34 protein-coding genes are annotated in these 26,726 nt (G+C 52.1%); 21 read left to right on the forward strand and 13 right to left on the reverse strand.

What is annotated here, in order from left to right:
• The 5 genes from WCC56_RS16865 to WCC56_RS16885 all read right to left on the reverse strand — a co-directional run.
• Positions 1 to 1,676, reverse strand: a 1,676-nt coding sequence (locus WCC56_RS16865; protein ID WP_424693491.1) for an amylovoran biosynthesis protein AmsF, incomplete at its 3' end; no start/stop codon positions are given.
• A 275-nt stretch (positions 1,677 to 1,951) separates the two neighbouring features.
• The gene (locus WCC56_RS16870; RefSeq protein ID WP_424693492.1) at positions 1,952 to 2,248 is read right to left on the reverse strand and encodes a hypothetical protein; all 297 of its coding nucleotides are present in this window, start codon (positions 2,246 to 2,248) and stop codon (positions 1,952 to 1,954) included.
• Positions 2,245 to 2,592 (reverse strand): hypothetical protein, encoded by a 348-nt coding sequence (locus tag WCC56_RS16875; RefSeq protein WP_424693493.1) that lies wholly within the window; start codon positions 2,590 to 2,592, stop codon positions 2,245 to 2,247. The genes WCC56_RS16870 and WCC56_RS16875 overlap by 4 nt, the downstream gene beginning before the upstream one ends.
• Positions 2,589 to 3,056: a glycoside hydrolase family protein gene (locus tag WCC56_RS16880; protein WP_424693494.1), complete on the reverse strand. Its 468-nt coding sequence runs from the start codon at positions 3,054 to 3,056 to the stop codon at positions 2,589 to 2,591. Before WCC56_RS16880 ends, WCC56_RS16875 begins: the two co-directional genes overlap by 4 nt.
• Positions 3,057 to 3,207: 151 nt before the next feature.
• Positions 3,208 to 3,573: an antiterminator Q family protein gene (locus WCC56_RS16885; protein ID WP_424693495.1), complete on the reverse strand. Its 366-nt coding sequence runs from the start codon at positions 3,571 to 3,573 to the stop codon at positions 3,208 to 3,210.
• Between the two features lie 319 nt (positions 3,574 to 3,892).
• Between WCC56_RS16885 and WCC56_RS16890 the strand changes: the two genes are divergently transcribed.
• Both WCC56_RS16890 and WCC56_RS16895 read left to right on the forward strand, forming a co-directional pair.
• Complete coding sequence (locus WCC56_RS16890; protein WP_424693496.1) at positions 3,893 to 4,495, forward strand: helix-turn-helix domain-containing protein; 603 nt, start codon at positions 3,893 to 3,895, stop codon at positions 4,493 to 4,495.
• A 396-nt stretch (positions 4,496 to 4,891) separates the two neighbouring features.
• A complete protein-coding gene (locus WCC56_RS16895; RefSeq protein ID WP_424693497.1) occupies positions 4,892 to 5,068 on the forward strand; it encodes a hypothetical protein in 177 nt (58 codons plus the stop codon).
• 294 nt (positions 5,069 to 5,362) lie between these two features.
• On the opposite strand, the gene WCC56_RS16900 is transcribed toward WCC56_RS16895, so the two are convergent.
• Complete coding sequence (locus WCC56_RS16900) at positions 5,363 to 5,614, reverse strand: hypothetical protein (RefSeq protein WP_424693498.1); 252 nt, start codon at positions 5,612 to 5,614, stop codon at positions 5,363 to 5,365.
• A 165-nt stretch (positions 5,615 to 5,779) separates the two neighbouring features.
• Positions 5,780 to 6,091 (reverse strand): flagellar hook-basal body complex protein FliE, encoded by a 312-nt coding sequence (fliE, locus tag WCC56_RS16905; protein ID WP_424693499.1) that lies wholly within the window; start codon positions 6,089 to 6,091, stop codon positions 5,780 to 5,782.
• A gap of 240 nt (positions 6,092 to 6,331) precedes the next feature.
• Between fliE and fliF the strand changes: the two genes are divergently transcribed.
• The 15 genes from fliF (at position 6,332) to WCC56_RS16980 (ending at position 20,314) form a co-directional block, all read left to right on the forward strand.
• Positions 6,332 to 8,044 carry a flagellar basal-body MS-ring/collar protein FliF gene (gene fliF / locus WCC56_RS16910; RefSeq protein ID WP_424693500.1) on the forward strand — a complete coding sequence of 571 codons (1,713 nt, stop codon included), beginning with the start codon at positions 6,332 to 6,334 and terminating at the stop codon, positions 8,042 to 8,044.
• Positions 8,041 to 9,033: a flagellar motor switch protein FliG gene (fliG, locus tag WCC56_RS16915; protein ID WP_424693501.1), complete on the forward strand. Its 993-nt coding sequence runs from the start codon at positions 8,041 to 8,043 to the stop codon at positions 9,031 to 9,033. Before fliF ends, fliG begins: the two co-directional genes overlap by 4 nt.
• On the forward strand, positions 9,026 to 9,715 hold the full coding sequence (gene fliH, locus WCC56_RS16920; RefSeq protein ID WP_424693502.1) for a flagellar assembly protein FliH: 690 nt from the start codon (positions 9,026 to 9,028) through the stop codon (positions 9,713 to 9,715). The genes fliG and fliH overlap by 8 nt, the downstream gene beginning before the upstream one ends.
• A complete protein-coding gene (fliI, locus tag WCC56_RS16925) occupies positions 9,715 to 11,073 on the forward strand; it encodes a flagellar protein export ATPase FliI (protein ID WP_424693503.1) in 1,359 nt (452 codons plus the stop codon). Before fliH ends, fliI begins: the two co-directional genes overlap by 1 nt.
• A gap of 42 nt (positions 11,074 to 11,115) precedes the next feature.
• Positions 11,116 to 11,562, forward strand: a complete 447-nt coding sequence (fliJ, locus tag WCC56_RS16930; RefSeq protein ID WP_424693504.1) for a flagellar export protein FliJ — start codon at positions 11,116 to 11,118, stop codon at positions 11,560 to 11,562.
• A complete protein-coding gene (locus tag WCC56_RS16935; RefSeq protein ID WP_424693505.1) occupies positions 11,559 to 12,866 on the forward strand; it encodes a flagellar hook-length control protein FliK in 1,308 nt (435 codons plus the stop codon). Before fliJ ends, WCC56_RS16935 begins: the two co-directional genes overlap by 4 nt.
• A gap of 150 nt (positions 12,867 to 13,016) precedes the next feature.
• Complete coding sequence (gene fliL, locus WCC56_RS16940; protein ID WP_424693506.1) at positions 13,017 to 13,496, forward strand: flagellar basal body-associated protein FliL; 480 nt, start codon at positions 13,017 to 13,019, stop codon at positions 13,494 to 13,496.
• Between the two features lie 5 nt (positions 13,497 to 13,501).
• The gene (gene fliM, locus WCC56_RS16945; RefSeq protein ID WP_424693507.1) at positions 13,502 to 14,509 is read left to right on the forward strand and encodes a flagellar motor switch protein FliM; all 1,008 of its coding nucleotides are present in this window, start codon (positions 13,502 to 13,504) and stop codon (positions 14,507 to 14,509) included.
• A complete protein-coding gene (fliN, locus tag WCC56_RS16950; RefSeq protein ID WP_424693508.1) occupies positions 14,502 to 14,903 on the forward strand; it encodes a flagellar motor switch protein FliN in 402 nt (133 codons plus the stop codon). The genes fliM and fliN overlap by 8 nt, the downstream gene beginning before the upstream one ends.
• Positions 14,904 to 15,299, forward strand: a complete 396-nt coding sequence (fliO, locus tag WCC56_RS16955; protein ID WP_424693509.1) for a flagellar biosynthetic protein FliO — start codon at positions 14,904 to 14,906, stop codon at positions 15,297 to 15,299.
• Positions 15,299 to 16,033 (forward strand): flagellar type III secretion system pore protein FliP, encoded by a 735-nt coding sequence (gene fliP, locus WCC56_RS16960; protein WP_424693510.1) that lies wholly within the window; start codon positions 15,299 to 15,301, stop codon positions 16,031 to 16,033. The genes fliO and fliP overlap by 1 nt, the downstream gene beginning before the upstream one ends.
• A 69-nt stretch (positions 16,034 to 16,102) precedes the next feature.
• A complete protein-coding gene (gene fliQ, locus WCC56_RS16965) occupies positions 16,103 to 16,372 on the forward strand; it encodes a flagellar biosynthesis protein FliQ (protein ID WP_424693511.1) in 270 nt (89 codons plus the stop codon).
• Complete coding sequence (gene fliR, locus WCC56_RS16970) at positions 16,372 to 17,157, forward strand: flagellar biosynthetic protein FliR (protein WP_424693512.1); 786 nt, start codon at positions 16,372 to 16,374, stop codon at positions 17,155 to 17,157. Before fliQ ends, fliR begins: the two co-directional genes overlap by 1 nt.
• Before the next feature lie 651 nt (positions 17,158 to 17,808).
• The gene (gene rcsA, locus WCC56_RS16975) at positions 17,809 to 18,444 is read left to right on the forward strand and encodes a transcriptional regulator RcsA (RefSeq protein WP_424693513.1); all 636 of its coding nucleotides are present in this window, start codon (positions 17,809 to 17,811) and stop codon (positions 18,442 to 18,444) included.
• A 163-nt stretch (positions 18,445 to 18,607) separates the two neighbouring features.
• A complete protein-coding gene (locus WCC56_RS16980; RefSeq protein WP_424693514.1) occupies positions 18,608 to 20,314 on the forward strand; it encodes a methyl-accepting chemotaxis protein in 1,707 nt (568 codons plus the stop codon).
• A gap of 92 nt (positions 20,315 to 20,406) precedes the next feature.
• Here the strand turns inward: WCC56_RS16980 and dsrB are convergent, their stop codons facing one another.
• Positions 20,407 to 20,601 (reverse strand): protein DsrB, encoded by a 195-nt coding sequence (gene dsrB / locus WCC56_RS16985; protein ID WP_424693515.1) that lies wholly within the window; start codon positions 20,599 to 20,601, stop codon positions 20,407 to 20,409.
• Between the two features lie 65 nt (positions 20,602 to 20,666).
• A complete protein-coding gene (locus WCC56_RS16990; RefSeq protein ID WP_424693516.1) occupies positions 20,667 to 20,825 on the reverse strand; it encodes a YqaE/Pmp3 family membrane protein in 159 nt (52 codons plus the stop codon).
• Positions 20,826 to 21,157: 332 nt separating this feature from the next.
• Here WCC56_RS16990 and yodD point away from each other — a divergent pair, with 332 nt between their 5' ends.
• The 3 genes from yodD (at position 21,158) to WCC56_RS17005 (ending at position 23,817) form a co-directional block, all read left to right on the forward strand.
• The gene (yodD, locus tag WCC56_RS16995) at positions 21,158 to 21,391 is read left to right on the forward strand and encodes a YodD family peroxide/acid resistance protein (RefSeq protein ID WP_424693517.1); all 234 of its coding nucleotides are present in this window, start codon (positions 21,158 to 21,160) and stop codon (positions 21,389 to 21,391) included.
• A 369-nt stretch (positions 21,392 to 21,760) separates the two neighbouring features.
• Positions 21,761 to 22,576, forward strand: a complete 816-nt coding sequence (locus WCC56_RS17000) for a mannosyl-3-phosphoglycerate phosphatase-related protein (protein WP_424693518.1) — start codon at positions 21,761 to 21,763, stop codon at positions 22,574 to 22,576.
• A gap of 20 nt (positions 22,577 to 22,596) precedes the next feature.
• Positions 22,597 to 23,817, forward strand: coding sequence for a glycosyl transferase (locus tag WCC56_RS17005; RefSeq protein ID WP_053142410.1), 1,221 nt, complete (start codon positions 22,597 to 22,599; stop codon positions 23,815 to 23,817).
• Between the two features lie 70 nt (positions 23,818 to 23,887).
• Here WCC56_RS17005 and WCC56_RS17010 read toward each other — a convergent pair whose 3' ends face one another.
• The 4 genes from WCC56_RS17010 to WCC56_RS17025 form a co-directional block, all read right to left on the reverse strand.
• Positions 23,888 to 24,067 carry a YodC family protein gene (locus WCC56_RS17010; RefSeq protein WP_013202693.1) on the reverse strand — a complete coding sequence of 60 codons (180 nt, stop codon included), beginning with the start codon at positions 24,065 to 24,067 and terminating at the stop codon, positions 23,888 to 23,890.
• Between the two features lie 192 nt (positions 24,068 to 24,259).
• Positions 24,260 to 24,391 carry a hypothetical protein gene (locus WCC56_RS17015; RefSeq protein WP_013202694.1) on the reverse strand — a complete coding sequence of 44 codons (132 nt, stop codon included), beginning with the start codon at positions 24,389 to 24,391 and terminating at the stop codon, positions 24,260 to 24,262.
• A gap of 37 nt (positions 24,392 to 24,428) precedes the next feature.
• Positions 24,429 to 25,340: a DUF808 domain-containing protein gene (locus WCC56_RS17020; RefSeq protein ID WP_424693519.1), complete on the reverse strand. Its 912-nt coding sequence runs from the start codon at positions 25,338 to 25,340 to the stop codon at positions 24,429 to 24,431.
• 11 nt (positions 25,341 to 25,351) lie between these two features.
• Positions 25,352 to 25,627 (reverse strand): hypothetical protein, encoded by a 276-nt coding sequence (locus WCC56_RS17025; protein WP_424693520.1) that lies wholly within the window; start codon positions 25,625 to 25,627, stop codon positions 25,352 to 25,354.
• Positions 25,628 to 25,798: 171 nt separating this feature from the next.
• Between WCC56_RS17025 and yedA the strand changes: the two genes are divergently transcribed.
• The gene (yedA, locus tag WCC56_RS17030) at positions 25,799 to 26,716 is read left to right on the forward strand and encodes a drug/metabolite exporter YedA (RefSeq protein ID WP_424693521.1); all 918 of its coding nucleotides are present in this window, start codon (positions 25,799 to 25,801) and stop codon (positions 26,714 to 26,716) included.
• Positions 26,717 to 26,726: the final 10 nt, after the last annotated feature.

Raw genomic sequence — 26,726 nt, forward strand, 5'->3', positions numbered from 1 at the left:
GGTGCCGTTGCCGCCACGGTAGCCAACGTCAGCACGCCCTTCTCATTCGCCCCAATCCCCGCCAGCCCGTTATGCAGGCTCATCCTGGCACTGGGTGAGATGGTCCCGAGCGTACTGAGATCGGTCACTTCACTGAGGTCAGCCACAAAGAGTGAGCAGACGCCGGTGTCAAAGCGGGAAGGACCGTTGGAGGTCATATTAAACATCACATCCCCACTTAACCCTTTCACCAGTATAAAGATATCGGCATAGCTCGCGCCCACTCTGCTCAACTTAACGTCGAGCACCGCCGGAGAGCCCTTATGCTGAATATCGCCATAAATACCCGAAGCACACTTCGACAGGTTCAGCCAGGTCAGGCAGGATGCCATCATGGAGACCGGATTACCGGCCGTACCCGACACGTTATCTTTGGTGGACTTGCTGATCATCTCAATCATCCACTGCTGGTTCTCCTTCGGCATATTAATCCTGCCAAGCCTGAACCATTTATCGCCCGCCGTGGGATTGCTGACCCGATAACCGGTGTACCAGCCTGCCCGCATCGAGCCCGTCATCAATGAACCGTGATGCTCCTCACGACGCCAGCCGTATTCATACATTGAAAGCCAGCGATTTGTCAGCGGATTCTGGCTGATAGCCGCACCGGACTGCAGGCCAAGCTGGCGAATCTGAACCCGACAGTCATCAAGATTCAGCGGGTTATCACAGGCTTCCAGATTGAGGGTTTCAATCGTCCAGCCACCATCACTCAGGTCCCCCGGGAAGCGGGTATGCTCAATCCACACATTACGAATAATCCCCTGAGTGACACGCGGCATGTAGAGCGTGGAGTCACCGTAACCCGTCTGGAAATTAGCATTGGTTAATTCGATGGCCGTTGAGTGGTCCCAAACCCCGGCCGCAGTACCCGACCAGCCGATATCAAACACGCGGCCAAAGGTGTTCAGGGTATAAATCTGGTCAAATTTCGAATCCAGCGTATCCAGCAGCTTAATCACCGTGCCGCCGTTATTTTGCGCACGGAAGCGGTTGATGACCACCGACTGACCCGCGACCATGGTATTTTCAAAAAACGGCTGCTGGTTAGTGCACATCGACGCGGTAATCGCCGCCGTATTGGTAACGATGTCGGCATTAGCCTGACCGTTCCAGGCAATCCCCTTGATCGCCACGCGCCGCGCATTGACTTTAAAGACCGGTGAGGCCGATTTATCAGAGATAATGGTGGTACGTGGCAACGCACCATGCGGGTTTTCATCGCCGTGAAGATAAAAATGGGCCATTGGGGTGGCTGAATAATCGATCGGATTAATGAGGAACTTCCCGGCAGGAAAACGTACCCCTAAATCGCTAACGGCGCTGCTGTAGGTTTGTGCCCAGGCCATCATCAGCTTGAATGCCCCGCTGTCATCGGTAACGCCATCGCCTTTAGCACCGAAATGGTAAATATTAATCTCAGCCGGTTCGTTAATTGTGCGTTTCCAGTAAAATTTATCGCTTGAAGCAATGGTACCGGAATCATCTTTTAATGGAGTTGAAGAAACAAAACCAACAAAATCCCCCCCACCGTGGAAAGTGGCGTCTTTATCATAATAACGTTTGAGTGAGGCAACATCGCCAGATTTCGTCGGTGCGGTGGTTCTCAATTCTGCAAATGAATTAACTTCGATCATAATAACCTCCGGGGCAATAAGCCGCAGCAAATCGCCTTAAGTGAATAGTTCATTAAGTTAAAAGAGAATACGATTAATGACTCCTGTGGGGATTCACCGCCAGTTCCTGTTGGCCGATGTATTACTTTTCCTTTTTATTCGCGCACAGCTTATTCCAGGTGTCGTTATGCACGTTAACTTCTTTAACCGTCCTGATATCCATCACCTGCCAGTCCTTACCATAAGTCCTGATGGGTGAAAAAAAGGTACAGGCGGAATCAGTAATGATTTGTGGGCTATTGTGGGGTGTTCCAGGTTGAGTCGCGCAGCTTGTTACGAGCAGCGTCGTCACTGAGTACGTTATTACGGTCCTGAACATCTTTAACCTCCTGACTGTTCTGAGCCTGTTTATTCGCCACGGCTGCCACGCGTTCAGCTTCCTGCTGTGCTGCCGTGACATCAGAGCGGGCTTGCTGCTGCACCTTGCCGATTTTCTTACCGCCAAACCAACTGGCGATTAACGCGGCAATTACCACACCGATGGCCGCCAGGCTATGCCAACCGCCGGTGAACAGAGAAAGAAGCGTATTCATGCCTTACCCTCCGTCATGGCCTGACTTTTAGCCGACAAGGCCTTCTGCCGAATAAATTGGGAGATGACGGCCATCGCAACCATAAAGGAAGCAACCAGCCCGAGGTAATGCTGTGGCATAAAGGTCTTCACATCCTCTGGTAAAGCGCTCCATGCATTCATTGCCGAATCCGGGAAAGACTGCACCCAGGCACCCATGGCTGACCCAGCAGAAGCCAGCCAGACGGACCAGGTCTTAAACAGCAGTTTGGTATGAGTGACCAACTCAATTTTTCCGTGTTTATTGACCCACCAAACGAGAGAGATCACCGCCAGTACAATCAACAAGAAAAGAATAAATTTCATATAACCTCCTGATAAGCATCGTAAGTTCCGGAGCGCATGACTTGCGCCAGCCGTTTGGCACGCTGCGGCGTTTGTCGTGCCCATAAACTGCTGAGCATCCCTTCTGCTGCGCCGTCGAAATTTCCGTTTGAGATCATCACCAGGGTGTTTTTAAAAGCCGCGAGGCCATCAACACCCAACTGATAAGCCATGCTGTAAAGCACATCCGCGCGCGGTGGATTACACTGTTTTAACGCGGCGACTAACGAAGGACGTTTATTCATTTGCTGTAATTTTTCTTCCAGCCTCTTTTGCATCCAAATATCTCCCACGTTTTTCGGGACGGTGAACTGATAATTAACCAGTGCAGCATCTTTGGGGCCAATAACTATTCCGCAGGCCACGGTTGGATAGCCTTCCGTGTCGATGTAAGGTTTTTCTTTATAACCTTCCTCATAATTAAGAATCTGAATAATTTTGCTCATTTCTCACCTCCTCAATTGAAACAGGCACCCGCCTGAATTCAGTTAAATTGAATTCCCCGATATTGAAAGTCCTTCAACGATGCAGATGAAATTGCCTTTCTAACACACTAGAACGGTAATTGCGTACGCAACCACTTTTTTTAAAAATAAATTAATTATCGGATTCCAGCCTGATATCCAGCGCAGATAAAACACCTTCGACAAAACCCTCTGCCGTCTGAAGCTGTTTACGAATGGTGCCATCGGCACAATGCCTTCTGCGTGCGATCGAGCGAAGAGAAATCCGAAACAGATAATGTGCCACCAGCAGTGCATGTTCGTCAGGATGGTTAATTTTCAACCGGCTGATACAGCTGTCGAGGAGAATGCCATCATTGTCACTGCAAACAGGACGGGGAACCGGAGATGAAGTGATAAGACCACGGAAACCGGCAGCAATATGGGAATAGCCAAGCGCATTGCGATCGGTAGCCGCCCAGCCGCCCCAGCTTTCCAGTAAAATTTTGATATCTCGCATAGTGACTCCTTAATCCAGCGTTCAGGCAGGTAACGAGCCGAACTTATCGGCACTTTTCGTCAACACCTGCTAAGTTCAACCCGGCAGGTTGCCCCCAGATTGAGGGAGGAAAGCTGCCACAGAGTGAAACGTTGAATGCATTGCCAGCGATTAGGCTGGGCGGCCAGATTGTGAAAGAGCGGGGGTACCAATAGCCATCCCTGTCACTTTAAAAATCCCTTTTGCTATTACATACCTTAAATTAATAGCAATAGCTATTAGCTCCGTCAATAGCAAAGCGTGTTTGACGAAAAATAGCCTTCGCTATAAATTCTGGTATATGAAACCGAATACACTCGCTTACCGACTGAACATGGCTATGTCCATGATGGGGATCACCCAGGGGGCTTTAGCTAAAGCCTCCGGCGTATCGCAGCCCACAATCTGGCGTCTGACCAAAGGGGAAGCTGAAGGCTCCCGTAAACTGGTCGACATTGCCAGAGCCCTCGATGTTAACGTGCAGTGGCTGGCTAATGGCGAAGGAGAGATGCGTGGCGCATCTGCCATCAGCGCCATTGACAAAGTAAAGAGTGGTACTACTATTTCCGTTTGGGGGGCTGAGGGTAAAACAGGAGAAGTGGTCTCAGCGCCTAATGGTGTTAAGGCCAGGAAAAGCTGGCGTGCCTACATTCTTGACCGGAACAGCGGTTGTTCAGAAGCGACAGCTGGCAGTATCGTTATCATCGACACAGAAGTACCAGCAGAATCTGGAGATTTGGTGATTGCTAAAGTCAATTCCCGCCTCTCCGTTTACCGTTATCTTGAGGGTCCTTCTAATGGTTTTTTAACCGTGGATGACCCCAGATTGCCCGCTGTAGAGCTCTCTGAAGAGTCAGCACTGATTGGCGTAGCAATCTTCCTGATCCGTGATTTAAGGCGGTAGGTACTGACATCCTGCCCTTGCAGAATGGTTTCCTTGTAACGCCCTCCGGATACTCTGTGCAGTACAGATATCATCAGTAACCCCTCGCAAAATCCCACCCTCTGTGACAGTTAACCTGCACAGGGGCTTTGGCGCATTGTCTAAACTGAATAGATTAGTAAAACTTTCGATAACATCGCCAGAATAATGCGTAAAAAAAGCCGCATAAAATTATTTTAAAGAGCAAAAACAACAAGATAAATTGATAGCCTGAGTTATTTTCATCATAGCCGTTGATATTAATAATAACTATGGCTATCGTTTTTATCAGGGGATGCATTTCTGCCGTTTATGGATCCAGCGGCTTCGCTTCCTTCAACTCAACCCCGGCCAGCCATCAAGAATCAGGAGGTTACGATGACCACGATAATCTGGAAAGCCTGCCGACAGCATGGCACCAGCAAAAGTCGTTACAAAGCCCGTCGCGCTGAAGCTCAGGCCAGGCATCAGCAGGATCAACGACTTGCCAGCAAGATCGCCAAAGAGTTAACAGGCTGCAGCCAACGTGTGTTGAAAACGGTAAGGGAGGATTGATTAGGGATGGGATGTGGGTGATTCGATTTGGTGTTTCGATGTTGGTGTTTCGATTTGGTGACTCGATTTGGTGATTACATTTGTTGATTCGATGTTGGTGACTGGATGTTTAGGCTGGATATTTGGGACTGGGTGTTTGGAGCTGAATATGGGGGACTGGGTGTGGGTGACGGGTAATAACTGGCGCAGGAATTCGGAAGAGTGAACTACCTGATTGCAGCGCTGAAATGCGGGGGAATGTAACTCACCTGGCTTTCATTCGCGGCAATCAAGAGGTTTTATCAGCGAGAGATATTAGTTAGCAACAGCCCGGGAGCTGACCATCATTCCTGCTTTGCAGAAGATACAGTTAGCACCGTGGGGGTTTTTTGGCGTGATGTTATGGGGAGATAAACGGAACTGACATCCATGACATGACGGGCATTTGAATTTGATAATAGGAATAGTAACCTTCATAAACTGTGAACAATGAGAAATGACAATATCACTCCCCGCCCATTCTGTCTGAATTATTTGCCGGGAATTTGTCTGAAAAGTAACAAACATGCAACACGCTGCTAAGACAGTGATCTGTCAGGTGTTTCATAAATACAGAACCGCGGCGGGCAATAATCAGCGACGTTGCCCTGTCGATGTTCAGCTAGCACAGGATCCCTCGGCCAGCAAAGTCTTCTAGCCTCTGTTTCCATTCCTACTAATAGGTTACCTACCCTACACCTGCATATTCATAATGTCGGTGTAAGCGCTGACCAGCTTGTTACGCACCTGAATGCCCATCTGCATTGAAACAGACGACTTCTGCATATCGACCATCACATCGTTCAGGTTTATGCCTGGTTTACCCATCTCGAAGTCCTGCGCTTGCGTACGAGCAGCCGTCTGCGTGTCGCTGATCTTGTCCAGTGCCGCTTTCAGCTCGCCGGCAAAATCCGCATGGCTGGAGGCGTCAGTACTCTTACCACTGGCCTGAATCGCTGCGGTTTGCAGCTGCTGCATAACACTTTCAATACCCTGAATTGACATGATTTACCCCGGTTAGTTGTCGGTAGATTTTTTGATGAGTGAAAACTTAACACAATGTCAATGAGACAAAGCCGCTAAATGAACGCATAAAACACGGCTTATCCAGCCATCGAATTTCCCAATTCAGAAAATAATGGCACCCATTAGAAGTGAAAATTTTTTAGTAAGCCGCATCAGGGAGTCAGTTTTGTTACGACACAACACGAAACAGTCCGGTCAACTGTCAGCCAGGAATGAGTCATGAATGCAACTGTCACGCAGGATCAACCAGAGAAGAAAGGTCTGAACGACCTTTTTGCTCGTTTACGCGCTAATCCTCGCATCCCAATCATCATTGCGGCGGCGGCGGTTATCGCCATCGTTATAGCTATGGCGCTGTGGGCTAAACAGCCTGAGTACCGTGTGCTGTACAACAACCTCAGCGATGAAGACGGTGGAGCAATCATCACTCAGCTAACCCAAATGAACATCCCTTATCAGTTCGATGATAAAGGCGGTGCATTAATGGTTCCGGCTGAAAAAGTGCATGAGCTGCGCCTGCGTCTGGCCCAACAAGGTCTGCCTAAAGGCGGAGCTGTGGGCTTTGAGCTGTTGGACCAGGAAAAATTCGGCATCAGCCAGTTCAGCGAGCAGGTTAACTATCAGCGTGCGCTGGAAGGCGAACTCGCGCGGACGATTGAAACGCTGGGCCCGGTTAAAAATGTTCGTGTGCACCTCGCGATGCCAAAACCTTCCCTGTTTGTCCGCGAGCAGAAAGCCCCGACCGCTTCCGTAACCTTAACGCTGCAACCTGGCCGTGCGCTGGACCAGGGACAAATCAGTGCCATCGTGCATATGGTGTCCAGCAGCGTCGCCGGCCTGCCGCCAGGCAATGTGACCGTTGTAGACCAGGCCGGTCACCTGCTGACTCAATCAGATAATGCTGGCCGCGATCTGAATGATGCTCAGCTGAAATACGCTACCGATGTTGAAAACCGCTTCCAGGCGCGCATCGAAGCCATCCTTAATCCAATCGTGGGTGCCGGCAACGTGCATGCTCAGGTAACGGCGCAGATCGACTTTAATGCCCGTGAGCAAACCGACGAGAAATATCAGCCCAACAGCAACCCAGCGAATCAGGCTGTCCGCTCTCGCCAGACCAGCGACAGCGAGCAGATTGGTGGGCAGTATCCTGGCGGCGTTCCTGGTGCCCTTTCAAACCAGCCTGCCCCGGCTAATACCGCACCTGTAACTACGCCTCCGGCTACTGGCCAGAACGGACAGAACGGCAATGCAGCTGCGGCGACGCCGGCTTCCAGCGCCAGCACGGCTAAATCCGGTCCTTCTAATACAAGAACTGATAACACCACTAACTACGAAGTGGACCGCACCATTCTGCATACCAAGATGAATGTGGGCGAAGTGCAGCGTCTGTCAGTAGCGGTGGTAGTGAACTTCAAAGCGGACGCAGCCGGTAAGCCCATTGCCCTGACTGATGCGCAGTTAAAACAAATTGAAAACCTGACCCGTGAAGCGATGGGTTACTCGGATAAACGTGGTGACAGCCTGAACGTCGTTAACTCACCGTTCACCGTCACTGTGGATACCAGCGATGACATTCCGTTCTGGAAACAGCCGGCCTTCATCGACCAGATGATGGAACTGGGACGTTGGTTGCTGGTGTTGATTGTTGCCTTCGTGCTGTACCGCAAACTGGTTCGCCCTCAGCTGCGCCGCAAAGCAGATCAGGAGAAGGCTGCTGTTGAAGCCGCTGCCGTCGCTAAGCAGGCCAGGGAAGAGTCGGGTGACGATGCCGTTGCCGTCAACCTGTCGAAAGACGAGCAGGATCAGGAACGTAAATCTCAGCACCGCATGAGTGCTGAGGTCATGAGCCAGCGTATTCGCGATATGTCAGAAAATGACCCGCGTGTAGTGGCTCTGGTTATTCGCCAGTGGATGAAGGAAGAGCTATGAGTCTCACCGGTACTGAAAAAAGCGCCATCCTGATGATGACGATTGGTGAAGACCGCGCTGCTGAGGTGTTTAAGCACCTCGACAGCCGTGAAGTCCAGCACCTGAGTTCTGCTATTTCTAACATGCGTCAGGTGTCCCATAAGCAGCTGACCGACGTGCTGCGCGAATTCGAAATTGATGCAGAACAGTTTGCCGCGCTGAGCGTCAACTCTAATGATTATCTGCGCACGGTGCTGGTGAAAGCACTGGGCGAAGAGAAGGCCGCTACCCTGCTGGAAGATATTCTCGAAACCCGGGAAACCACCAGCGGGATGGATACCCTCAACTTTATGGAGCCGCAAGCGGCTGCCGATCTTATCCGCGACGAACACCCGCAGATTATCGCCACCATCCTTGTGCACCTCAAACGTGCTCAGGCGGCGGATATTGTCGCCCAGTTCGACGAACGTCTGCGCCACGATGTGATGCTGCGTATTGCCACCTTCGGCGGCGTTCAGCCGGCGGCGTTGGCAGAACTGACCGAAGTGCTGAACGGCTTGCTCGATGGCCAGAACCTCAAGCGCGCGAAGATGGGCGGCGTGAGAACGGCTGCGGAAATCATCAACCTGATGAAGACTCAGCAGGAAGAAGCGGTTATCGAAGCGGTTCGCGAGTTCGACGGCGAGCTGGCACAGAAAATTATCGACGAGATGTTCCTGTTCGAAAACCTTATCCAGGTGGACGATCGCAGCATTCAGCGCCTGTTGCAGGAAGTGGAGTCCGAATCTCTGCTGGTCGCACTGAAAGGGTCCGAGCAGCCGTTGCGCGAGAAGTTCCTGAAAAACATGTCCTCCCGTGCGGCAGATATCCTGCGCGACGACCTGTCCAACCGGGGTCCGATGCGTATGTCTGCGGTAGAAAGCGAACAGAAAGCGATCCTGCTTATCGTTCGTCGTCTGGCCGAAACTGGCGAGATGGTGATTGGTGGTGGCGAGGAACAGTATGTCTGATAAATCTTCCTTACCGTGGCAGCGCTGGCAGCCAAACGATCTGGGGCAGTTGAATAAGCCGAAGATCGAAGAGTTTGTTGAGGAAGAGCAGCCGGAAGACCCGTTTAATCAACAGCAGTTTGAGCTGGAGCAGTTACAGACCCAGGTGCGCAGTGAAGCCCAGGGTCTGGGCTATGCCGAAGGTCAGCAAAAAGGCTTTGCTGAAGGACAGAAAGCCGGTTACGACGCCGGTTTTCAACAGGGCCTGGCCGAAGCTCAGCAGCAGCAGGCGCCGCTTCAGGCACGCATGCAGCAGCTGGTTTCTGAATTCAACCATACGCTGGAAGCGCTGGACAGCGTGATTGCTGCCCGTCTGATGCAGCTGGCGCTGGAAGCCGCTCGTCAGGTGATTGGTCAGGCGCCGCACGTGGACGGTACCGCCCTGCTTCGTCAGATTCAGGGGATGATCCAGCAGGAACCGATGTTAAGCGGCAAACCTACGTTGCGTGTGCATCCGGATGATTTGCAGCGTGTGGAACAAACGCTTGGTGCCACCCTTAGCCTGCACGGCTGGCGCCTGATGGCAGACAGTACGATCCATCCCGGCGGCTGCAAAGTCAGTGCCGAAGATGGCGATCTGGATGCCAGCCTCGCCACCCGCTGGCACGAACTTTGCCGCCTTGCCGCGCCAGGAGAACTGTAATGACCACTCGTCTTTCACGCTGGCTTGGGGCTATGGAGTCGTTTGAACAGCGCCTGAACCAGTTACCTGAAGTTCGCCGCTACGGACGTTTGACCCGCGCCACCGGTCTGGTGCTTGAAGCCACAGGCTTACAGCTGCCGCTGGGCGCAACCTGCGTGATTGAACGCGCCGACAATAATGGCGTGGCCGAAGTTGAAGCCGAAGTGGTGGGTTTTAACGGTCAGAGGCTGTTTTTGATGCCGCTGGAAGAAGTCGAAGGTATTTTGCCTGGCGCGCGTGTTTACGCCCGTTTGACCGGTGATAAACACAGCGGCAAGCAGCTGATGCTTGGCCCGGAATTATTAGGTCGTGTGCTGGATGGCAGCGGTCGTCCGCTTGACGGTTTGCCAGCACCAGAAACCGGTTATCGCGCCCCGCTGATCACACCGCCGTTTAACCCCTTACAGCGTACGCCGATCACGGAAGTGCTGGATACCGGCGTCCGCGCGATTAACGCCCTGCTGACTGTCGGTCGTGGGCAGCGTATGGGTCTGTTTGCCGGTTCAGGCGTAGGGAAAAGTGTGCTGCTGGGCATGATGGCGCGCTACACCAAAGCCGACGTGATTGTGGTTGGCCTGATTGGCGAACGTGGTCGTGAAGTCAAAGACTTTATCGAAAATATTCTCGGCACCGAAGGTCGCGCCCGTGCAGTAGTCATTGCGGCTCCGGCTGACGTTTCCCCGCTGCTGCGTATGCAGGGTGCATCTTACGCCACGCGCATTGCAGAAGACTTCCGTGACCGTGGTCAGCACGTGCTGCTGATCATGGATTCACTGACCCGCTACGCCATGGCACAACGTGAAATCGCGCTGGCGATTGGTGAACCGCCCGCGACTAAAGGTTACCCGCCATCTGTCTTCGCCAAACTTCCGGCGCTGGTTGAGCGTGCAGGTAACGGCATTGATGGCGGCGGGTCGATTACCGCTTTCTATACCGTCCTGACCGAAGGGGACGATCAGCAGGATCCTATTGCTGACTCCGCCCGAGCCATTCTGGATGGTCACATTGTTCTGTCCCGCCGCCTGGCAGAGTCCGGCCACTATCCGGCAATCGACATTGAAGCTTCAATCAGCCGTGTGATGGCGCACCTGATTGATGATACGCACTACGCGCGAGTCCGCCAGTTTAAGCAGTTACTGTCGAGCTATCAGCGCAACCGTGATTTGGTCAGCGTGGGCGCCTACGCCGCAGGCAGCGACCCGACACTGGACAAGGCAATCAAACTCTATCCTGAGCTGGAAACCTTCCTGCAACAGGGCATGTTTGAGCGCAGCACTTTCGACGATGCCTGTTTACACCTTCAGGCAATCTTTGGCTAACGGGCGGCCCGAGCGGAGAAGTCCGACCCTGGCGGAGGAAGCATGGCAAAACAAGCATCACCAATAGAAACCCTGTGCGGTCTGGCGCAGAAAGATCTCGAAAAAGCGGCCATCCAGTTGGGTGACGTCAGGCGCGCGCACAAACAGGCCGATGAACAGTTGTCCATGCTGCTGAACTACCAGGACGAATACCGTAAAACGCTGAATAACACCATGGCTGAAGGCATTGCCAACACCCGCTGGTACAACTATCACCAGTTTATCGAGACGCTGGAAAAAGCCATCGAACAGCATCGTCAGCAACTTCTTCACTGGAGCAGCCGGGTAGAGAACGCCCTGACCTTCTGGCGTGATAAACAGCAGCGGCTTCATGCCTACGAAACGCTTCATGCGCGTGCGCAGGCGAACGAATTATTACAGGAAAACCGTCTCGATCAGAAACGGATGGATGAATTTGCCCAACGGGCATCATTGAGGAAAGGCGAATGATCACTTTGCCACTTGTTGTGACTTCCGGGACCAAAGCTACCGCTTCCAGTCATACCGCGTCTGCTTCTACTTCATCTTCGGCAGAAGTGGGCACCGAGACTACGGCCGCAGCTGGCGAAGACGCCGCTGCGGGAGAAGGCTCGTCGAAAGGCTTTCTGACCCTGTTGGGGAACAAATTGCTGACTCTGGCTCAACAGAGCGAAAAGGGACAGGCTGCAACCGCCGCGGCGACCAACGCAGCAGCCGGTGAAACGGCCGAAGCGGGCCAGTCTTCCAAAGCGAAGCTGAATGCCCTGCTGGCCGCGCTGGACAAGCCTGAAACCTTAAACGCCCTGCTTCAGCCGGAAAAAATCGGCAAAGAGCTGAAGGTCGATGAGAAAGCCACTGACGAAAATCAGGCGGCCGCACCAGCATTAAATGAGAGTGACAGGCAAACGCTGCAGGCATTGTTCGCGATGCTGCCACCGGTGGCCCCTCAGCAGCCAGCGACTCAGGTCAAAGGGTCTGAATCGCTGGCTGACGGGCAAAGCATTAAAGGGGCGAAGCAATCCACACTCGCCTCTTTGCTCAGCACGGGTAACGCCGAAGAAAGCGATAAAGGGAAAACCAGCGGCAAAGCGGATACGGCTGTTACAGCTTCTACTGGCGGCTCTTCACAGAAATCGACGCTGGACACCAGCGCACTGACGACCGCTTTCCAGCAAGCCCTTGGTCACGCAGGGAAAGAGACAGATAAAGAAAATTCAAGTTCTGCCCCCGCTTCGACGATAACCAATAATGTTATCAGTGCAGCCTCTTCACTGACCACGCCGGTTACCACTTCGCTGGTAACGGCACCGGCCAGCGCGCAGTTAAGTTCACAACTTGGCAGCCAGGAGTGGCAGCAGGCGTTGGGTCAACAAATCCTGATGTTCAGCAAAAACGGCCAGCAAACCGCTGAGCTGCATTTGCATCCACAGGATCTGGGCAGCATTCAGATCAGTCTGAAGCTGGATAACGACCAGGCGCAGCTGAATATGGTGTCGGGACACAGTCAGGTACGTGCAGCGTTGGAAGCGGCTATTCCACAGCTGCGCACCGCACTGGCAGAAAACGGCATCAGCCTCGGTCAGAGTAACGTCAGTAGCGATGCTTTCCAGCAGGGTCAGAGTTTCAGCGGCCAGCAGGAACAGCAACGAAATAACTCAAGTGGTAACAAATTTAATCTTGCAGCAGAAAATGATAGCGAAGTCACCGCTATTGCCGTTCCTGCCTCACTGCAGGCGCGTGCAGCCGGTTCCAACGCTGTTGATATTTTCGCCTGACGGTGACAAACGCATAAGCTAGTGGCAAAACTCGCGTCTTATCTGCCTATTGTTTAGCGCAAGACGCGGGATAATCTGCCCATAACACCGTGGGATAGCGGATTAAGTTGTACCGCACCTCGAAAATAATCACAGGAAGTTATAGCTCATATGACTGATAAGAAAGCCAAAAGCGGCAAACGTAAGCTCTTAATACCTCTGTTACTGGTCGTAACACTGGTTGCTTGCAGCGTGGCGGGCTATATGGTCTGGCGCATGATGAAGTCCCCTGCCGACACGGCTAAGGTTGAAAAGCCTGAAGTTCATGTTGCGCCGGTCTTTTATGCGCTGGATACCTTCACGGTTAACTTAATCAACCCGGACAACGATCCCGATCGTGTGCTGTACGTGGGCTTTACGCTGCGTCTGCCTGACGAAGAAACTCGTTTACGCATCAATGATTATCTGCCGGAAGTGCGCAGCCGCCTGCTGCTGCTGCTCTCCCGTCAGGACGCTGCGGCCTTGAGCAATGAACAGGGCAAGCAGGATCTGATGAAACAAATCAAAGCTGTACTGGCACCGCCGCTGGTACAAGGCCAACCTCAGCAGGTCGTGAACGATGTTCTGTTCACTGCCTTTATCCTGAGGTAGACATTATGGGCGACAGCATTCTCTCACAAGCGGAAATCGACGCACTGCTCAATGGCGACAGCGACAGTGCGGCAGAAGAAACCACCACCAGCAAGGGCGACAATGACATTCGTCCGTATGATCCTAATACCCAGCGTCGCATGGTTCGCGAACGTCTGCAGGCGCTGGAGATCATCAACGAACGTTTTGCCCGCTCTTATCGCATGGCGTTGTTCAACCTGCTGCGCCGCAGCCCGGACATCACGGTAGGGGCGATTAAAATTCAGCCTTACCATGAGTTTGCCCGTAACCTGCCGGTGCCGACTAACCTGAACTTGATCCACCTGAAACCGCTGCGCGGCACGGCGTTGGTGGTGTTCTCGCCAAGCCTGGTGTTTATCGCCGTGGATAACCTGTTTGGCGGTGACGGTCGTTTCCCTACCAAAGTGGAAGGCCGTGAGTTTACCGCCACTGAACAGCGAGTGATCCGCCGCATGCTGAAGCTGGCCCTTGAAGGATACAGCGACGCGTGGAAGCCGATTTTTCCGCTGGACGTAGAGTATGTGCGCTCAGAAATGCAGGTGAAGTTTACCAATATCACCACGTCCCCGAACGACATTGTGATCACCACGCCGTTCCAGGTAGAGATTGGTAACCTGGTCGGTGAGTTCAACATCTGTATCCCGTTCAGCATGATTGAACCGCTGCGCGAAACGCTGGTTAACCCGCCGCTGGAAAACTCCCGACAGGAAGATCAGAACTGGCGCGATACGCTGGTGAAGCAGGTTCAGCACTCCGAACTGGAGTTGATTGCCAACTTTGGTGAAGTGTCGATGCGCATTTCCCGTCTGCTGGCGCTGAAGCCAGGGGACGTTTTACCGATTGATAAACCGGACCGCATTATCGCCCATGTCGACGGCGTGCCGGTCTTAACCAGCCAGTACGGCACCCTCAACGGGCAGTACGCGCTGCGTGTGGAACATCTGATTAACCCGATTTTGAATTCGATGAACGAGGAACAGCCCGATGAGTGACACTAAGAAGCCGTCCGAAGACGACATCTCCGCGGACGACCTGTGGGCTGACGCGATGAATGAACAGACCAGCACCCCCTCTTCTGAAGGCGTGTTCAAATCTCTGGAAAGCAACGGCATCACGGGTTCGCTGCAGGATATTGATCTGATTATGGACATCCCGGTCAAACTGACTGTGGAGCTGGGCCGGACCAAGATGACCATTAAAGAGCTGCTGCGCCTGACTCAGGGATCGGTTGTCTCTCTGGAAGGTCTGGCTGGTGAGCCGCTGGATATCCTGATCAACGGCTATCTGATTGCTCAGGGTGAAGTGGTGGTGGTGGCCGATAAATACGGCGTGCGTATCACCGACATTATCACCCCTACCGAACGCATGCGTCGCCTGAGCCGCTAAATGAAGACCGGTTCACTCCAGCCACAGCCAGCAGGCCAGCCTGCTGTTTCCACCGGTTCAATGCTGACTCAGGTCAGCAGCGTACTGGCCGTGATTATCCTGCTTATTCTCGCCTGTGCCTGGATAGCCAAACGCCTTGGCTTCACGCCTAAACGCGGCATTCGCGGGCAAAGCAACCTGACCGTCAGCGCCAGTTGCCAGGTTGGCCAGCGCGAACGTGTGGTGATTGTCGATGTGGAAGACGCCCGGCTGGTGCTGGGTGTGACCGGTCAGCAGATTACCCATTTGCATACCCTGCCGCCTAAACCGCCGCAGGAAAATCCGGAGCCTCCGGCTGCGACGGCAGATTTCCGTCAGGTGTTACAGTCCTTACTCAAACGCCCCGGTAAGCCATAATGAAACGCTTTCTTCCTCTGCTGGCGCTGATTTTACTGTTTGCGCCCGATGTTCAGGCTCAATTGCCTGGCCTGATGAGCCACCCAACCGCCAACGGTGGCCAGAGCTGGTCTTTGCCGGTGCAGACTTTGGTGTTCCTCACCTCGCTGACCTTCCTGCCAGCGATCCTGCTGATGATGACCAGCTTCACCCGTATCATTATTGTGTTTGGCCTGTTGCGAAACGCACTGGGCACGCCGTCCGCACCGCCAAACCAGGTGCTGCTCGGTCTGGCGCTGTTCCTTACCTTCTTTATTATGGGCCCGGTGTTCGACAAGATTTACCAGGATGCCTATCTGCCGTTCAGCCAGGACAAGATCAGCATGGAGGTTGCGATAGATAAAGGTGCGCAACCCCTCCGTGAATTTATGCTGCGTCAGACTCGTGAAGCTGACCTTGCGTTGTTTGCCCGCCTGTCTAACTCCCCGCCGTTGCAGGGACCAGAAGCCGTGCCGATGCGCATCCTGTTACCCGCTTATGTCACCAGCGAACTGAAAACAGCGTTCCAGATTGGCTTTACCGTGTTCATCCCGTTTTTGATTATTGACCTGGTTGTCGCCAGCGTCCTGATGGCATTGGGGATGATGATGGTGCCACCGGCCACGATTTCACTGCCCTTCAAGCTGATGCTGTTTGTCTTAGTGGATGGTTGGTCGCTGCTGGTCAGTTCCCTTGCTCAGAGTTTCTACAGTTAAAAATTGAGGGCGGAGTCACTCCGCCCCGAAAAAGAACAAGCACCTCCCTTTTATTTCTCCGGAGTCACTATGACACCTGAATCGGTTATGGTTATCGGGCACGATGCAATGCAGGTTGCCCTGGCAGTTGCTGCCCCACTGCTGCTGGCGGCGTTAGTCAGCGGCCTGATTATCAGCCTGCTGCAGGCGGCGACTCAGATCAACGAACAAACGCTCTCCTTTATCCCGAAAATCCTCGCGGTGGTCACGACTATGGTGATTGCCGGGCCGTGGATGCTGAATCTGGTACTCGACTATATGCGTACCCTGTTCACTAACCTTCCTTATATGATCGGTTAATGATTAACATCGACAGCAGTCAGCTGGTGTTCTGGATGAGCCAACTTTTTTGGCCGCTGGCCCGCGTGCTGGCTTTGATCATGACCGCGCCACTGCTGAGCGAGAAGGCGATCAGTAAGAAGGTGAAACTCGGGCTGGGCCTGATGATCACTTACGTTCTTCTGCCTTCCCTGCCGCAAACAAATGTGACGCTGTTCTCAGTTGGCGGCTTCTGGCTATTGATTCAGCAAATTCTGATTGGCGTCGCTATAGGGTTTACGATGCAATTCGCTTTTGCTGCGGTGCGTACCGCGGGAGAAGTGATTGGATTGCAGATGGGGTTGTCCTTCGCCACCTTCTTCGACCCAGCCAGCCGCCTGAACATGCCGGTACTGGCAAGATTTCTGGATATGCTGGCCATGTTGCTGTTTTTGTCCTTCAACGGACACCTGTGGCTGATTTCGATGGTGGCAGACAGTTTTCATACCCTGCCGATTGGCGGCGATCCGGTGAACGGCAATGCTTTCCTCGCCCTGACAAAAGCGGCCAGTCTAATTTTCCTTAACGGTCTACGATTAGCACTACCCTTGATAACTCTGCTACTCACGCTTAACCTGGCACTGGGTTTGTTAAACCGTGTTGCACCTCAGCTGTCGGTTTTCGCTATTGGTTTCCCCGTCACCTTATCAATAGGGATCATCTTCATTAGCCTGATGATGCCTCTCCTCGCCCCCTTCTGTGAGCATTTGTTTAGTGAAGTGTTTGACTTACTCGCCAGTGTGCTCAGCGAGATGCCTGCTAAATAAATTAATGTATCGCCCATTCAAACTGTAGCCACTGTTAAGAATGCGAAATGTGTTTGTGCATTTTTCGAACCAAAATTATCAGAATCTCATTAAGGAAATTCTGATAATTTAAAACCAACAATGAAAATTATTCTTATTAAATCCCACTTAGCGTATTTTGATTTTCGAAACGGGCAAATTGTTACCAGAACGTTAACGTTCACAAAACAAACAAACCCCTGTTTTTAATGGAAATTTTATTTTTAGTGGTTTATCTTGTGTCAAACCGCATTTTGCGGCATTGTCAACACACCACACAGCGTCACACATTCGCATGACGAATGTTTTTTAGGAATCGTCCTATCAGACTTTTCTGGGTTTTGCGCGATAGTGGCATCACTCACAAAAACATGAACCATGCTGTGCTAAGAAAATTTGCCAGTCACTCCTTCTGTACGTGGACTTTCAGCGTAGAAAGACTGGGTTTATCTGCAGTAAAAACCTAAATATTACTTCGGGCATGAACAGGTCTGACCAGTGCGGCTCTCGCTCACACAGATTTACTGCCGGGTATATAACAATAACGTCATAAGAACAATTTACTCTCGTAACTACACAAACGCGTAATTCTCGTTGATTTAAACGGATAACAATTTGGTGAGGGTCGCTACAATGCCAACAATTATAATGGATTCATGCAGCTATACCAGGCTAGGGCTTACTGATTATATGTCTGTGAAGGGTGTTAAAAAGAAAAACATTACTTCCGTTACCGACATTGATCAATTACAAGCAAAATGCCAACAGTATCAGCCAGGCGTGGTTTTTATTAACGAAGATTGTTTTATTCATGAAGCAGATGCCAGTCAGCGCATAAGAAATATTATTATGCAGCACCCTGACACGCTGTTCTTTATCTTTATGGCTATCTCTAACATCCATTTTGAGGAATATCTCTACGTTCGTAAGAACCTGATTATTACATCAAAATCGATTAAGCCAGCCACTCTGGATAACTTACTGCTTTCTTATTTTCAAAAGAAACTCAACGTTTCACCGCGGTATTCCGCAGGGTTCGACGTGCATCCACTGACGCTGAGCCAAACAGAATCAAATATGCTTAAGATGTGGATGTCTGGCCACGATACGATTCAAATATCGGATAAAATGCAAATAAAGGCCAAGACCGTTTCCTCTCATAAGGGAAATATTAAACGCAAGATTAAAACACACAACAAACAAGTTATTTATCATGTGGTCCGTTTGACGGACAATGTCACCAGTGGCATTTATGTTAATGTGAGATAATCACATACTGTGAAAAAAAGCCGGCCTTGCCGGCTTTTTTCTTTTTAGCCAAACTGTTAACCAGATCTCATTTCCCCGCTAAGCCTTTTCCTTCTGTTGCCGATGTTCTGTAGACAGACCGAAGCTCCCCGCTTCGCTTACCCCTTACAGAGAGCAAAAGGACATGAAATCATCACACCTCAATGCCGACCAAAACGGGATCAGTTTCTGGCAACACCTGCGACTGGTTCCTTTATTCTCCGTGATCCTCGGGGGCATTTTGCTGCTTTTTGCCCTGTGTATTGCCATGGCGAGTTATTTTCTCATTCAGAGTAACCAGTCACTGAAGGACGTCACGGAAGAAATTCAGGTTCGTATGGCGATTTCTAACAGTTCTAACCATTTACGCACTGCGCGCCTGAATATCATCCATGCCGGAGCCTCGGCCCGTATCGGCGAGATGGACGCCTTTAACGCTAATCTTAAGCAAACCGAAAAGCGTGTACAGCAAGCGACAGACAGCTTTACTGCTTATCTGAATCGCCGGGTGAAAACACCGGCAGATGAAGCGCTGGACGCCGAACTGAAAACCAAATTTGACGCTTATGTTACTCAGGGCGTATTGCCGATGGTGAAAAGTGCCAAAGACGGCAGCTTTGAAGGGGTTATCGCGCAGGAAACGGACTACACCCGCAAGCTCGATGATGACTATAACGCGGTATTATTGAAAGCCATTGCCATTCGTACTCAACGTGCTGACGCCATCAATAAAGAAGCTGAAGCGCAAACGCGCCTGGGCTTTATTATGATGGCCTGCGCTTTTGCCGCTGCCCTGCTGCTGACGCTTGCCACCTTTATCTTCCTGCGCCGCGTGGTTATTACGCCACTGCGTCAGGCCGTTGAACGCATCGAGCATATTTCCCGTGGCGATCTGACCGCCCCGCTGCAAAGCTGGGGAAGAAGTGAAATTGGCACGCTGAGCAGCAACCTGCAAAATATGCAGCAGTCGCTGGTGAAAACAGTCGGTACTGTGCGTGAAGGCGCAGTCGCTATTTATCAGGGTTCCAGCGAAATTTCAGCCGGTAACACCGACCTCTCGTCACGCACCGAACAGCAGGCAGCCGCTCTGGAACAGACAGCAGCCAGCATGGAGCAACTGACCGCCACCGTGAAACAGAACGCCGAGAATGCTCATCACGCCAGCCAGCTGGCCGCTGATGCTTCCGGTAAAGCCAGCCAGGGCGGTGACATTGTTTCCGGCGTGATCAGCACCATGAACAATATCTCCACCAGCTCGAAGAAAATTGCCGAAATCACCACGGTCATTAACAGCATTGCCTTCCAGACCAATATTCTGGCGTTGAATGCGGCGGTGGAAGCCGCAAGGGCTGGGGAACAAGGGCGCGGATTTGCCGTGGTCGCCAGTGAAGTGCGAAATCTGGCTCAACGCAGTGCTGGGGCAGCGAAGGAGATTGAAGGCTTAATCGCTGAATCGGTGGAGTTAATTGGCAAAGGATCTTCTCAGGTCAGCCATGCTGGCGATACGATGACCGATATTGTCGGTGCAGTCCGTCGTGTTACCGACATTATGGCCGAGATTGCTGCGGCTTCTGATGAACAGAGTCGTGGTATTCAGCAGGTCAGCCTTGCGGTGACTGAAATGGATAACGTCACGCAGCAGAACGCCTCGCTGGTTGAGGAAGCTTCAGCCGCTGCCTCTTCGCTGGAAGAGCAGGCTTCAAGATTGACGCAGGCTGTTGCGGCCTTCCACCTGAATGACAGTGCGCCACGCCGCGTAGCGCAGCCGGTGCCTACACTTCAGCCAAAAGCCGCGCTGGCAGTAGCCGGGCGTCCTGCTCTGGCCAACAGCGATAACTGGGAAACCTTCTGATCGAAAAAGGGGCGAACTTTTCAGTTCGCCCCTTCAGGATATTGACCTGCAGCCTCGTCGGAAGCTGCCGAATCGCAATAAAGCTCCGCCCGTCAGGTTTCCGGATGGGGTTCCACGAAGATGCCATCGTGGTGACCAATCTCATTGAAGAACCAAATCCCCATTGGGTAATCCTCCAGTGCGACCAGAAACATCGTTCCCTCACTGAAATCCTCTACAGCCAGTACTTTCCCCGGACGCCGTGGGCCTCCATCGGTTTTGACCGTGACCCGATCGTTCACTTTCATTGCGTTCCTCCCTTGTTTGATGCGCTAAGTTTAACCGAAATTAACGCGTCTGACAGAGGAGTCAGTTAACGACGTGCGATAACCCAGACGGCGTGGATAATCCCAGGGATATAACCGCAAAGGGTTAACAGGATATTCAGCCAGAATGCACCGCCGAAGCCAACCTGCATGAAAACGCCCACTGGCGGTAAAATAATAGCAATGATGATACGTAAAAAGTCCATGTCGCCTCCATAGCGTGGATAAAACTTATTTTTGTCTAATCAACTGATAAGTATAGCCGTTATGCTCAATGCCGCCCGGCTGCGGCGTGTAAATCATCGTAATGTCCGCCCGACTGGCCCTTTTCACATTCTTAACGTTTCGCAGTGGGACTTCTGACAGGAAGTTTGCTTACACTGTCCCCACTGCTCCAAACCCAAAGGCGCAGTCAACCTAAAAAGTAACAAGGATTTTTGCCCGCGCAGCGCGGGCTTTTTTTTGCCCATTTTCCTTCCCCCCTCTTTCCAACTCGCCATCTATACTTAGTTCATCTGATGAGCTGAGGAACTCCGTTATGGCTATTGCAAAAGAGTACAGCGACAACGTTCAGCGTGAAGTCAATATTGATGTCGAGGCCCTGCTGGAAGCGATTCAGGATCGCTCAAGCGGTGAGGTTAAAGAGTTCATGGATAACGAACAGGCACGCAAAGTCAGGGTGGATGGCCGCGAATACCGTTCTTACACGGAACTGGCCGATGCCTTCGAACTCGATATCCGTGATTTCACCGTTTCGGAAGTGAGCAGATAAAAAAAATCCCGGCCTTCTGGCCGGGAATGAAAAACTCATTACTAAAATTCGTTACAGAGGAAATTCTCTGACTGCAGCAGATTACCTGAGTTAGCTACTAAGACAAGTCCCAAGATTGTCACAAACCTGTACAATCAGCTGAAAGCTGTACATGCAGAAAAGTGGCGAGACCAGTATTGCCGCGCCTTGAGACACCATTCTCATTTTTCTGATCCCCTGTACAGTCAGGATCTGTTTTTAAGATTATTCCTGGTAGAAATCCCCCCGTCAGGGTCAGTTTTTCTCCACTTCTCCCTTCAGAGTTTCCAGTCGGGGTTATACTCTCTGATTATCCTGCATTTTTTCCGTTCTGAACGAGGAGGATGGCTGATGCCCACGCTTACTGATCCCCTGATGATTGTGACGGATTTAGACGGTTCCCTGCTCGATCATCATACCTACACCTGGCAGCCTGCTCAGGGCTGGTTAGATCGGCTAAATGACCGGCAGATCCCTGTGGTGATCTGCTCCAGTAAAACCGCCGCCGAAATCCTTCCTTTGCAACGCCAGCTGGGTCTGGATGGCGCGCCCTATATTGCTGAGAATGGCGCCATTATTCATTGGGAAGGCCTCCAGGACGCTTTCGCCCACCCTACGCACAAGGGCTACACCGAGATTTGTCAGGCACTTCATGCGCTTCGCGACCGCTATCACTTTAAATTCACCGGATTTGCGGATGTGACCGAGCAGGAAGTGGCTGACTGGACAGGGTTATCGCTTCATGACGCCTCTCTGGCAAGAATGCGTGAAGGGTCCGAAAGCCTGATCTGGCGGGACAGCGAACAGCAGTTTGCCGCTTTTAAAGAGGCGCTGGCCGCCGAGCAGCTAGGTCTGCTGCAGGGCGGACGCTTCTGGAGCGTAACCAATCAGGGCGCTGGCAAAGGGGCGGCACTGGACCTCCTGCTGGCCCACTACAGCCAGCCTTCAGGCCAGCGCTGGCTGACGATAGGCTTGGGAGATGGTCCAAATGATGCGCCCATGCTGGATAAAGTGGATTTTGCGGTCATTATTAAGGGCTACAGTAAAACACCCGTTACGCTGCAGCGTGCAGATAAAGAGCACGTCTTTCACAGTGCGTCCTTCGGCCCACAGGGCTGGAGTGAAGGTCTTACGCACTTTTTACATCAGGATGGCCCACACCGATAAGCCGCCTTAAGGGGAATACGATGAGTGATTTTTTCCAGAACGGCGTAATTACCAACTTCCATAACCTTACCGGACGACCAGTAGAGGAGTTGGAGAAAGATTTGGTGCGTTTTTCCAAAAAACGCAAAATGGCGTTAATCCTGCCTTCCCTGTTCTCTGAGCTGGAAGGGCCCGCCCTGAGCAACATTGTTGACGAGCTGGCAAAAGTCCCTTACCTCGAAGAGATTGTGATTGGCCTGGACAAGGCTGACCGGGAACAGTTTCTTTTTGCACGAGAATTCTTCTCAAGATTACCCCAACGTCACCGTATCTTATGGAACGATGGCCCGCGATTAAAAGCGCTGGATGCGGAGCTGGACAAAGAAGGCCTGTCGCCTTCTCAGCCGGGCAAAGGACGTAATGTCTGGTTCTGTACCGGCTACACGCTGGCCTCGGATAAGTCGTCCTGTGTGGCGCTGCATGACTGCGACATCGTCACTTACGAACGCGGCATGCTGGCTCGTTTACTCTATCCGCTCGCTAATCCCTCCTTCCAGTACGAGTTTTGTAAGGGCTTCTATGCCCGTGTGGCTGACAATAAGCTGAATGGCCGTGTTGGGCGCCTGCTGGTCGGGCCGTTGTTACGCTCTCTGCAAAAGGTCTATGGTCATTCAGAGTACCTGGATTACCTCAGCAGCTTCCGTTATCCCCTCTCTGGCGAGTTTGCCATGCGGACTCACGTGCTGAACGGGATTAAAATTCCGGGCGACTGGGGGCTGGAAATTGGCGTACTGTCGGAAATCTACCGTAACTACACCACCCGGCAGAGTTGCCAGGTAGAAATTGCCGATAATTATGATCACAAGCATCAGCCGTTATCGGAAGAGGACGGCACTGGCGGGCTGCGCAGGATGAGCAATGACATTGTGCAGTCGCTGCTGCGTAAGATGGCAACGATGGGGGTGAATATCACCAGCGACTCGTTCCGCGTGCTAAAAGCGACCTATTACCGCAATGCGCTGGATATGATGGAAGTTTACAACCACGAAGCGACGATGAACGGCCTGAAGTTCGACCAACATGCCGAAGAAGCCGCCGTAGAGATGTTTACTCAGTCAATCCTCGATGCCGGTCAGTCGTTTATTGAACGCCCCAATGAAAAGCCTTTTATTCCAAGCTGGAGCCGCGTGCAGTCAGCCTTCCCTGATATTTTGCACCGCATTTATGAAGCGGTAGAAGAGGATAACGCCGGGAACGTTTAGCCTTCGGCACAGACAGGATGTCGATCGAGGAAAAAAGCAGGACGAAACCGACTTCGTCCTGTTTTTGGCGCTAGCTGGCAAGTTGACTCTCACCTGTAAGCAGAGGAGAGAGTTCTTCTTCCCTGAACGCTTCACGCCGGACGCTGTGGCCATCATACCAGCGGCACTCAACCATGCCGCTGGCATAGCCTGTTACCACCATCGCCGGACCACCACTTTTAAGCTGCACTTCCTGACTCACCATGATCATGACTCGCCTCACATTTTGGTTAAGCAGACTTTACACCGGGAACTTCAGGTATAGCAGGCGGGCCAGTTTTATTCTGTTAATGCAGAGTAAAACTTATGTTAAATGTCGATAAGCTGCTCAATTTAAGGCAAATAAAAAAGGCGAATAACCGAAATTATTCGCCTTTCCAGGGAGTCTACTGGCGCTCTGGCGTCAGATTTTGCAACCTTCACAATCCGCTTCATCACCTAAGTCGGCAGGCACTTCACTGGCCTTTTTTTCCGCATTGGCTTCGGCTTGTTCCAGCTCGGCATCAATATCAAATTCAAAAATGTCGTCTTTCATCATCACTCCAGAGTTTTTACTCGCTAATAAGCTGCCTTTATACTGATTTACCCCGTAGCCTGGCAATCAAATTTACCCCCAACAGCACGATTGACCCCACAATCAGGCCCAGTACCAGATTGGCAAGGTTGCTAAGCAGTGAGGAAACAAGGCCGCCGTAGTCTGCGGTGTAATGCTCAATAAAATGGTGAACAGCCGGAATGCCGTGGGCAATAATCCCGCCACCGACCAAAAACATCGCGATGGTGCCAACCACAGTGAGAATTTTCATCAACCAGGGAGCCACCGCCAGCAATGCCCCGCCAACAGCCCTGGCAGCAGCCGAAGATTTCTCCTGCAACCACAGCCCTAAATCGTCGATCTTCACGATACAGGCCACTATGCCGTACACACCAACCGTCACCAGAATGGCAACGCCCGCGAGGATTAGCACCTGGTTCATCAATGGAGCTTCAGAGACAATCCCTAGCGTGATGGCCACAATCTCTGCCGAGAGAATAAAGTCAGTGCGGATCGCTCCTTTCACCTTCTTCTTCTCAAACTCAGCGGCATTTTGCTGCGAGAGTTTTTTAATCCGCTCTTCCCTTGCTTCCGGACTTTTCTCTGATTTGTCCTTATGCAGACTGTGAAGCACTTTCTCGAAGCCTTCATAACAGAGGTAAGCACCGCCAATCATCAGTAAAGGGGTGATCGCCCAGGGTGCAAAGGCACTGATCACCAGCGCCAGCGGCACCAGGATCAATTTGTTAAGAAAGGAACCTTTGGCTACGCCCCAGACAACAGGCAGTTCGCGGTTGGCTTTTACGCCGCTAACCTGCTGCGCGTTCAGCGACAGATCGTCGCCCAGTACGCCAGCGGTCTTCTTTACCGCCACCTTCCCCATCACAGAAATATCATCCAGCAGCGTGGCAATATCGTCCAACAGCGTCAGTAAACTCGTTCCTGCCAAAATTACGTTCCTTATTGTTGTTCATCATGCTGACAACAGGGGCAAACCTGTATTTCGGTCACTGCCATATCGGCAATCCCATCACAATCCCACTCCACCCGCACCGGTTGGCCTTCTGCTTGCTGATGATGCAGAAATTTACTCACCGGGCTTTCGGTCATTCCACTGATCTCTTCGGTTGCCACCAGCTGTTCCCCGACAAATATCCGTGCGGTTGCATGGGTGCTGACCATGCGCTCGCCGCTGATTTTATACAGCCGTCTTACCGTGAGTTTGATACTGGCCATGGTTTACCCTGCCGAGAGATGTTAAAGAGTGTGATCTAAACAATTATGAACGAGGGATGCAACTTGTGTGACCCTAATCGTTCCTTCGATCAAAAAAAAGCGTCTTTTCATCTGGTTGAAACGTTTTTTTAGCGTTAAGTTAACCCTCCCTTAACAGGCTGAGAAAATACCATGTTACGCCGTGCTCCTGCCCTGCTGCCGCTGTTGGCTGCGCTGTTCGCCCTCTACTTTATCTGGGGATCGACCTATTTCGTCATTAAAGTCGGCGTAGCCAGCTGGCCGCCAATGATGCTGGCTGGTCTGCGCTTCCTGCTGGCGGGTGTGGTGCTGACGGTGTTCCTGCTCCTGCGAGGCGAGCGGTTGCCCGGCTGGCGTCCGGCTCTGAATGCCGCCCTGGTCGGCATCCTTCTCCTGGCTATAGGTAATGGCGCGGTGACCGTTGCCGAACACCAGAATGTCCCTTCCGGCATTGCTGCGGTGATGGTCGCTACAGTGCCGCTGTTTGCGATGTGCTTCAGCAGGCTGTTTGGCATTCAGACTCGCTGGATTGAGTGGCTGGGCATTGCTGTTGGGTTGGTTGGCATCGTGCTGCTGAACAGCGGCGGTCATTTGGGCGGTAATCCCTGGGGCGCATTGATGATCCTGCTGGGATCATTAAGCTGGGCTTTTGGCTCGGTTTGGGGCTCACGCATTACTCTTCCGCACGGTATGATGGCAGGCGCGATTGAAATGCTGACCGCAGGCGTCGTGTTGCTGATAGCCAGCACCTTGAGTGGCGAACACCTTGCCACACGTCCTGGCATTGAAGGATTGCTGGCACTGGGGTATCTCAGCCTGTTTGGTTCGGTGATTGCCATCAACGCCTACATGTACCTGATCCGCAATGTCCCCCCAGCCATTGCCACCAGCTATGCCTATGTGAATCCGGTGGTTGCCGTGCTGTTAGGCATCAGCTTTGGGGGCGAGAGCCTGACTTCCAGAGAGTGGCTGGCGCTGGCCATCATTGTGCTGGCGGTGGTGCTGGTGACGCTGGGTAAATACCTGTTCCCGGCCAAACCCACCGTTAAACCTTGTGTGCTGGGCGAGTAACAAGAATGCG

This window comes from Erwinia sp., from assembly GCF_049696395.1.
Lineage (GTDB): Bacteria > Pseudomonadota > Gammaproteobacteria > Enterobacterales > Enterobacteriaceae > Erwinia.

Coding starts and splice junctions, on each gene's coding strand:
- WCC56_RS16870 (WP_424693492.1), bottom strand. CDS start 2,248: ATGAATACGCTTCTTTCTCTGTTCACCGGCGGTTGGCATAGCCTGGCG.
- WCC56_RS16875 (WP_424693493.1), bottom strand. CDS start 2,592: ATGAAATTTATTCTTTTCTTGTTGATTGTACTGGCGGTGATCTCTCTC.
- WCC56_RS16880 (WP_424693494.1), bottom strand. CDS start 3,056: ATGAGCAAAATTATTCAGATTCTTAATTATGAGGAAGGTTATAAAGAA.
- WCC56_RS16885 (WP_424693495.1), bottom strand. CDS start 3,573: ATGCGAGATATCAAAATTTTACTGGAAAGCTGGGGCGGCTGGGCGGCT.
- WCC56_RS16890 (WP_424693496.1), top strand. CDS start 3,893: ATGAAACCGAATACACTCGCTTACCGACTGAACATGGCTATGTCCATG.
- WCC56_RS16895 (WP_424693497.1), top strand. CDS start 4,892: ATGACCACGATAATCTGGAAAGCCTGCCGACAGCATGGCACCAGCAAA.
- WCC56_RS16900 (WP_424693498.1), bottom strand. CDS start 5,614: ATGTTTGTTACTTTTCAGACAAATTCCCGGCAAATAATTCAGACAGAA.
- fliE (WP_424693499.1), bottom strand. CDS start 6,091: ATGTCAATTCAGGGTATTGAAAGTGTTATGCAGCAGCTGCAAACCGCA.
- fliF (WP_424693500.1), top strand. CDS start 6,332: ATGAATGCAACTGTCACGCAGGATCAACCAGAGAAGAAAGGTCTGAAC.
- fliG (WP_424693501.1), top strand. CDS start 8,041: ATGAGTCTCACCGGTACTGAAAAAAGCGCCATCCTGATGATGACGATT.
- fliH (WP_424693502.1), top strand. CDS start 9,026: ATGTCTGATAAATCTTCCTTACCGTGGCAGCGCTGGCAGCCAAACGAT.
- fliI (WP_424693503.1), top strand. CDS start 9,715: ATGACCACTCGTCTTTCACGCTGGCTTGGGGCTATGGAGTCGTTTGAA.
- fliJ (WP_424693504.1), top strand. CDS start 11,116: ATGGCAAAACAAGCATCACCAATAGAAACCCTGTGCGGTCTGGCGCAG.
- WCC56_RS16935 (WP_424693505.1), top strand. CDS start 11,559: ATGATCACTTTGCCACTTGTTGTGACTTCCGGGACCAAAGCTACCGCT.
- fliL (WP_424693506.1), top strand. CDS start 13,017: ATGACTGATAAGAAAGCCAAAAGCGGCAAACGTAAGCTCTTAATACCT.
- fliM (WP_424693507.1), top strand. CDS start 13,502: ATGGGCGACAGCATTCTCTCACAAGCGGAAATCGACGCACTGCTCAAT.
- fliN (WP_424693508.1), top strand. CDS start 14,502: ATGAGTGACACTAAGAAGCCGTCCGAAGACGACATCTCCGCGGACGAC.
- fliO (WP_424693509.1), top strand. CDS start 14,904: ATGAAGACCGGTTCACTCCAGCCACAGCCAGCAGGCCAGCCTGCTGTT.
- fliP (WP_424693510.1), top strand. CDS start 15,299: ATGAAACGCTTTCTTCCTCTGCTGGCGCTGATTTTACTGTTTGCGCCC.
- fliQ (WP_424693511.1), top strand. CDS start 16,103: ATGACACCTGAATCGGTTATGGTTATCGGGCACGATGCAATGCAGGTT.
- fliR (WP_424693512.1), top strand. CDS start 16,372: ATGATTAACATCGACAGCAGTCAGCTGGTGTTCTGGATGAGCCAACTT.
- rcsA (WP_424693513.1), top strand. CDS start 17,809: ATGCCAACAATTATAATGGATTCATGCAGCTATACCAGGCTAGGGCTT.
- WCC56_RS16980 (WP_424693514.1), top strand. CDS start 18,608: ATGAAATCATCACACCTCAATGCCGACCAAAACGGGATCAGTTTCTGG.
- dsrB (WP_424693515.1), bottom strand. CDS start 20,601: ATGAAAGTGAACGATCGGGTCACGGTCAAAACCGATGGAGGCCCACGG.
- WCC56_RS16990 (WP_424693516.1), bottom strand. CDS start 20,825: ATGGACTTTTTACGTATCATCATTGCTATTATTTTACCGCCAGTGGGC.
- yodD (WP_424693517.1), top strand. CDS start 21,158: ATGGCTATTGCAAAAGAGTACAGCGACAACGTTCAGCGTGAAGTCAAT.
- WCC56_RS17000 (WP_424693518.1), top strand. CDS start 21,761: ATGCCCACGCTTACTGATCCCCTGATGATTGTGACGGATTTAGACGGT.
- WCC56_RS17005 (WP_053142410.1), top strand. CDS start 22,597: ATGAGTGATTTTTTCCAGAACGGCGTAATTACCAACTTCCATAACCTT.
- WCC56_RS17010 (WP_013202693.1), bottom strand. CDS start 24,067: ATGATCATGGTGAGTCAGGAAGTGCAGCTTAAAAGTGGTGGTCCGGCG.
- WCC56_RS17015 (WP_013202694.1), bottom strand. CDS start 24,391: ATGAAAGACGACATTTTTGAATTTGATATTGATGCCGAGCTGGAACAA.
- WCC56_RS17025 (WP_424693520.1), bottom strand. CDS start 25,627: ATGGCCAGTATCAAACTCACGGTAAGACGGCTGTATAAAATCAGCGGC.
- yedA (WP_424693521.1), top strand. CDS start 25,799: ATGTTACGCCGTGCTCCTGCCCTGCTGCCGCTGTTGGCTGCGCTGTTC.